This is a genomic window from Bradyrhizobium uaiense, assembly GCF_010811875.1.
In the GTDB taxonomy this organism is placed as follows: domain Bacteria; phylum Pseudomonadota; class Alphaproteobacteria; order Rhizobiales; family Xanthobacteraceae; genus Bradyrhizobium; species Bradyrhizobium uaiense.
This window is the reverse complement of the sequence record NZ_VKHP01000385.1, coordinates 1-5,819: the sequence shown is the minus strand read 5'-3', so window position 1 is coordinate 5,819 and position 5,819 is coordinate 1. Positions and strand designations below refer to the sequence as shown.

Here is a 5,819-nt window from a genome sequence, read left to right as displayed (position 1 = left end):
AACCCTCCCCCGCAAGGGGGGAGGGAGCCTGAGCAGCGTGCTCACCTAAGCTGAGGGCAACGTTACAAGTCTCCACTTGCGACCCGACGCCGCGGCGCATCATGGGTTTTTAGTTGCCACGGCAACTAAGCTGTGCGAACTTGCACCCCATCGAACGGGGCGGTCAACGGCCCTGCACCATGGGAGGACGAATGCTGCGCAGCACGGCGCAACCAGCACGGATCAGTGTCGAAAGGCTTGTGACGGCCGCGGCCCCGCAGGGTACCGCCCGCGGCGCCGCCTTGCGGTCAGGTCGTGCCTTGCCCGGTCACGGCGCCGAGATTCTCGTGCAGCCGCCGCAGCAGGTCGATCAGCACCTCGCGTTCGTCCTTTTTCAGGCACGACAGCAGCCGCCGCTCGCGCTCCAGCGCGGCGACGATGACCTTGTCGTGGATGGCGCGGCCGCGTGCGGTCAGCGTGATCGAATGGGTGCGGCCGTCGTCGGGTGCGGTACGGATGGTCAGCAGGCCACGCTTCTGCAGCGCTGCGAGGTTGCGGCTGACCGGCCCCTTGTCGAAGCCGATCACCTGGCAGATCCGGGAGGCGGGAATCCCCGGCTCGATCGCCAGTTGCGAGATGATTCGCCACTCGGTGACGTTGACGCCGAAATTCTTCTGGTAAAATGCGGTGGCGCTGTTCGACAGCTTGTTGCCGATGAAGGTGATGAACGCCGGCACATAGCGATTGAGGTCCAGCAGCGGGCCATCGCTGGCGTCTGCGGGATCGGCCGGTCTGGGCCGGCGGGGCTTTCGGGGGAGGGGCTGACTGCTCATCTCTCAAATCATCGCTGCGAAACTGTTCGGGAGCAAGTGACATGCGGCCCGTATTGACAAGATCAAACCTCGGGAGGTCCCGATGACTGCAACAGGGGGGACATCCGTCCCGCATCTCGACGTCGATCCGTTCGCGCTCGAGTTCTTTGCCGATCCATTCCCGACCCATGAGCGGCTGCGCGAGGCCGGGCCGGTGGTCTATCTCGACAAGTGGAATGTCTATGGCGTGGCGCGCTACGCCGAGGTCCATGCGGTCCTGAACGATCCCGCGACCTTCTGCTCGAGCCGCGGCGTCGGCTTGAGCGACTTCTCCAAGGAGAAGCCGTGGCGGCCGCCGAGCCTGATCCTGGAGGCCGATCCGCCCGCTCATACCAGGACCCGCGCAGTGCTGAGCACGGTGCTGTCGGCGACCGTGATGAAGCAGCTTCGCCGGCAGTTCGCCGCCGCAGCGGAGGCCCGTCTCGATCTGCTGCTGGAGAAGCGCAGGTTCGACGCGATCGAGGACCTTGCCGAAGCCTATCCGTTGTCGATCTTCCCGGATGCGCTCGGCCTGAGGCCCGAGGGCCGCGAGAATTTGCTGCCCTATGCAAGTCTGGTGTTCAACGCGTTCGGCCCGCCGAACGAACTCCGCAAGGAGGCGATCGAGCGCTCGGCGCCGCATCAGGCCTACGTTGCCGAGCAGTGCCAGCGGGACAATCTCACCCCCGGTGGCATCGGCGCCTGTATCCACGCCCATGTCGATAGCGGCGCCATCACCGCGACCGAGGCGCCGCTGCTGGTGCGCTCGCTGCTGTCGGCCGGGCTCGACACCACCGTCAACGGAATCGGCGCAGCGGTCTATTGCCTCGCGCGCTTTCCCGACCAGTTCGAGAAGCTGCGCAGCGATCCGACACTGGCGCGCAATGCCTTCGAGGAAGCCGTGCGGTTCGAAAGTCCGGTCCAGACCTTCTTCCGCACCACGACCCGCGATGTCGAGCTCAGCGGCGAAAACATTCCCGAGGGCGAGAAGGTGCTGATGTTCCTGGCCGCCGCCAACCGTGATCCGCGCCGTTGGGAAAACCCCGACAGCTATGAGATCACGCGCCGCACGTCGGGGCACGTCGGTTACGGCTCGGGCATCCACATGTGCGTCGGCCAGCTCGTCGCCCGCCTCGAAGGCGAGGTGATGATGGCGGCGCTGGCGCGCCGCGTTGCCAGGATCGAAATATCAGGCGAGCCGAAGCGCCTTTTCAACAACACGCTGCGCGGGCTGAACAGCCTGCCGGTCGAGATCACGCCGGCCTGACGGGAAACTCGAGGTCGGCAACGGGTTATTTGAGGAAAGACAAGGGATGGGATCGATGAAGGGCTTCGGGGTTGGGCGATTTCGGATTGGACTTGCGCTGGCCTTGGCTTGCGTGGCGGGCAGCGCACGCGCGGAGATTTCAGACAATGTCGTGCGCATCGGCGTGCTCAACGACATTTCCGGCATCTTCCAGGACACCAACGGCATGGGCTCGGTAGAGGCCGCGCGCATGGCGGCGGAGGATTTCAACGGCGGCGGCAAGGGCATCAAGGTTGAGATTGTCTATGCCGATCATCAGAACAAGGCCGACGTGGGATCTGCGATCGCGCGCAAATGGCTCGATGTCGAAGGCGTCGACGCCATCGTCGATGTGCCGAACTCGGCCGTCGGCCTTGCCGTCAACACCGTGCTGCGCGATTCCAGGATGACGTTCCTGGCATCGTCGACCGCAAGCTCCGATCTCACCGGCAAGGCCTGCTCGCCGAACACCATTCAATGGGTCAACGACGCCTGGGCGACCGGCAACACCACGGCGGCCGCGATGATGCAGCGCGGCGGCAAGGACTGGTATTTCGTGACGGTCGACTACGCACTCGGCAAAGGCATCGAAGCCGAGGCGACCAACTACATCGAGAAGCACGGCGGCAAGGTGCTCGGATCGAGCAAGCATCCGCTCGGCACGTCGGATTTCGCGTCCTTCCTGCTGCAGGCGCAGAACTCGAAAGCAGAAGTGATCGGCCTCGCCAACGCCGGTGGCGACACCATCAACGCGGTGAAGCAGGCGGCCGAGTTCGGCATCCAGGAGGGCGGCCAGACCATGGTGGCGTTCCTGCTGTTCGTGAACGACGTCCACGGCATGGGCCTGAAGGTCGCGCAGGGCCTGCAACTGCTGGAAGCCTTCTACTGGGACATGAACGACGACACCCGCGCGTTCGCCAAGCGCTTTGCCGCGCGTCCCGGCATGAACGGCAAGATGCCGAGCGGCAACCAGGCCGGCGTCTACGCTTCGACGCTCGCCTATCTCAACGCCGTTGCTGCCACCGGCAGCGACGATGCCAAGGTCGTGGTGCCGCAGATGAAGACCTTCAAGGGCAAGGACAAGCTGTTCGGCGACACCACGATCCGCCAGGACGGCCGCGTCATCCACCCGATGTATCTGTTCGAGGTGAAGAAGCCGGAGGAGTCGAAGTACCCCTACGATTATTACAAGCTGATCGCGACCATCCCGGCCGACCAGGCGTTCCGTCCGCTGGCCGATGGCGGGTGCTCGCTGGTGAAGTGAGGTCGTTGCCGCGCCCTCCATCTCCCCGTAAAACTCCGGTCCACCCGCGTTTTTCAATTTGCCGAAGCCGGGCAAATCCGGCTTCGGGTGGGAGCGGGCGGCATGAAGGGCTCTCTCTCCATGCCGCGTCGCGGCGAAGAGAGCGCAAACCACAAGCGACGATTCCGCAGTGTTGCTGGATAGAAATAATTTTTCCGACGGGTTTCCCGACCGGATCTTGACGGCCTTCGGTCGAATCGCAATGGTTGTTGCGCATATTCAGACGGCTTTTCGATTTTGGATGACGTAGCAACTTGAATCTGGTTTGCGTCTCGCCAGCATTTCAACCTGCTCTCCAAAACTCAGTGATCAAGAGCTCACGCCAAGGGAATTGGCGAGGGCCTCCGGTCGTTTGATTCCGCTGTCGGCGGGCCATCGGCCAAAGTCGACTGCGGGCTCGAATTGCCGGACAGGCTTATTGGATTTCGTTGGAAGTATTTTCGGGGAGGGGTCTATGGGTGTGAATGTTGCCAGCGGAACCAGCGCTTCTGTGTCCGATACGCAAAGCGGCAATACAGTCCAGGACGGCGGCACGCTTTACGTGCTGAATGGCGGCACTATCAGCAGCACCCTCGATGTTGGTACCGTCGTTGTTTCCTCTGGTGGCACCGATTTCGGCGACACCGTCTCCTACGATTCGAACGGTGCGGCGCAGCTTTACGTTTTCGGCACGGCGATCAGCGCCGTCATCAATGGCGGCAACGCGATCCTCGGTTACGATCCGTACACAGGTGCAACCGGCGTCGGAACCGCGATCGACACAACGATCATTGGCGGCAGACTGTCGCTTGACTTCAGTGGTTCAATCGCGAGCAACACCACGGTCGACAGCGGCGGCAGACTGACCTTTTTCGGCGGCACGGCAATCAACACCACGGTCAGTGGCGGCGGACAGGAAATCTACGGCGGCACCGCGATCAACACAACGGTCGTGAGCGGTGGATACCAGGACATCTCAAACGACTACAACAACAACCCCGGTGTCTACGGCAGCGCGGTCGCGTCCAACACCAGTGTGACGGGAAGCGGCTCCGAGCAGATCGTAGGATTTCTCGGGGCCGGCACCGCGGTCAACACCGTCATTGCGGGTGGGATCCAGTACGTCGGCTATGCCGCCCTCGGATCCGCGGGTACTGGTGTCGTAAGCAATACCACGATTACGAGCGGTGGAATCCAGTACATTGCGCCGTACGGCTACATTGAAACCGGCACGGCCGTCAGCACGACGGTCACCGGCAGCGGCAGTATCCAATACGTCGGCAGTGGCCAATACAGCGGAAGCGCAACGGCGATCTCCACCACGCTGATCGCAGGCGGTGAACAGATCGTGTGGGGCGGCGGCCCGTATGGCCCCACCGCCAGCAGCACGGTGATCAGCTCGGGCGGTGTCGAAATCGTTTCGTCCGGCGGCACCGCCAGGACCACGGTGATCAGCGCCGGCGGCACCGAGACCGTGATGGCGGGCGGCATCGCCAGCAGCACAGTGATCAGCTCCGGTGGCACCGAAGTCGTTTCGTCCGGCGGCACCGCAAGCGGCATCACGGTCAATAGCGGCGGCACCTTGATTGTGATTGCCGGCGGCAGTGTCACGGGCTTGACCAACAACGGCGGCACGGTGATGAGCCAAAGCTCCCCGGTGACCGTAAGCAGCGGATCATCCTACATCGTCTCGAGCGGCCAAAGCGACACCGGCGACACCGTGCTCAATGGCGGTTCGATGTTCGTTGCCTCCGGCGGGTCGGCCTCCAGCACCACCGTCAGCAGCGGCGGGCTTCTGACCGTCAGCAATGGCGGCAGCGACACGGGCACGAACGTCTCGTCCGGCGGCACCGAAACGGTTGCGGGCAACGATACGAATGCCGTCGTTGCAAGCGGCGCGACGATGTATGTCAGCAGCGGCGGCAGAGCCAGCGGAACGCTTGTATCCGGGGGAACGCTCGACGTGCTGGCCGGCGGCTTTGCCACCGGGACGACGGTTTCGGCGGGCGGCACGCTCAACGTGACGGGGACCACGTCCAATACGGTCGCGGTGTTCAGCGGCGGTATCGAGAACGTCTCGTCCGGCGGCGTCATCCAGGGCACCATCAGCGGCACGGCCGGCACGGGTACGTTCGTCGCAGCCGGCGGAACGCTCAACGTGCTGGCCGGCGGTTCGGCCAGCATGATCAACGTGTCCGGCACGCTCAATGTGCGGGGCAAGATCACCAGCAATGTCAGCATTCAGAGCGGCGGCCACGAGATCGTCTCGGCAGGTGGCTCCGTCACCGGCGTCACCGGTTCGGGGACCGCAATTTCCGGGCTGGTCGACGTTCTCTCCGGCGCGTCTTTCGAATATGCGACCGTCTTCAGCGGCGGCGACCTGAACGTCTCGTCGGGCGCGACGGCTGACCATATCTCGGTC

The 5,819-nt window shown here is 63.7% G+C and carries 4 protein-coding genes; 3 read left to right on the top strand and 1 reads right to left on the bottom strand.

From position 1 onward, the window contains the following. Positions 1 to 287: 287 nt before the first annotated feature. Complete coding sequence (locus tag FNJ47_RS44240) at positions 288 to 812, bottom strand: MarR family winged helix-turn-helix transcriptional regulator (protein ID WP_236000527.1); 525 nt, start codon at positions 810 to 812, stop codon at positions 288 to 290. A gap of 82 nt (positions 813 to 894) precedes the next feature. Here FNJ47_RS44240 and FNJ47_RS44235 point away from each other — a divergent pair, with 82 nt between their 5' ends. The 3 genes from FNJ47_RS44235 to FNJ47_RS44225 form a co-directional block, all read left to right on the top strand. Beyond that, positions 895 to 2,097 (top strand): cytochrome P450, encoded by a 1,203-nt coding sequence (locus FNJ47_RS44235; protein ID WP_163162829.1) that lies wholly within the window; start codon positions 895 to 897, stop codon positions 2,095 to 2,097. A gap of 46 nt (positions 2,098 to 2,143) precedes the next feature. Further along, positions 2,144 to 3,379 (top strand): ABC transporter substrate-binding protein, encoded by a 1,236-nt coding sequence (locus tag FNJ47_RS44230; protein WP_236000526.1) that lies wholly within the window; start codon positions 2,144 to 2,146, stop codon positions 3,377 to 3,379. A gap of 391 nt (positions 3,380 to 3,770) precedes the next feature. Next, positions 3,771 to 5,819, top strand: a 2,049-nt coding sequence (locus FNJ47_RS44225) for an AIDA repeat-containing protein (RefSeq protein ID WP_175068509.1), incomplete at its 3' end; no start/stop codon positions are given.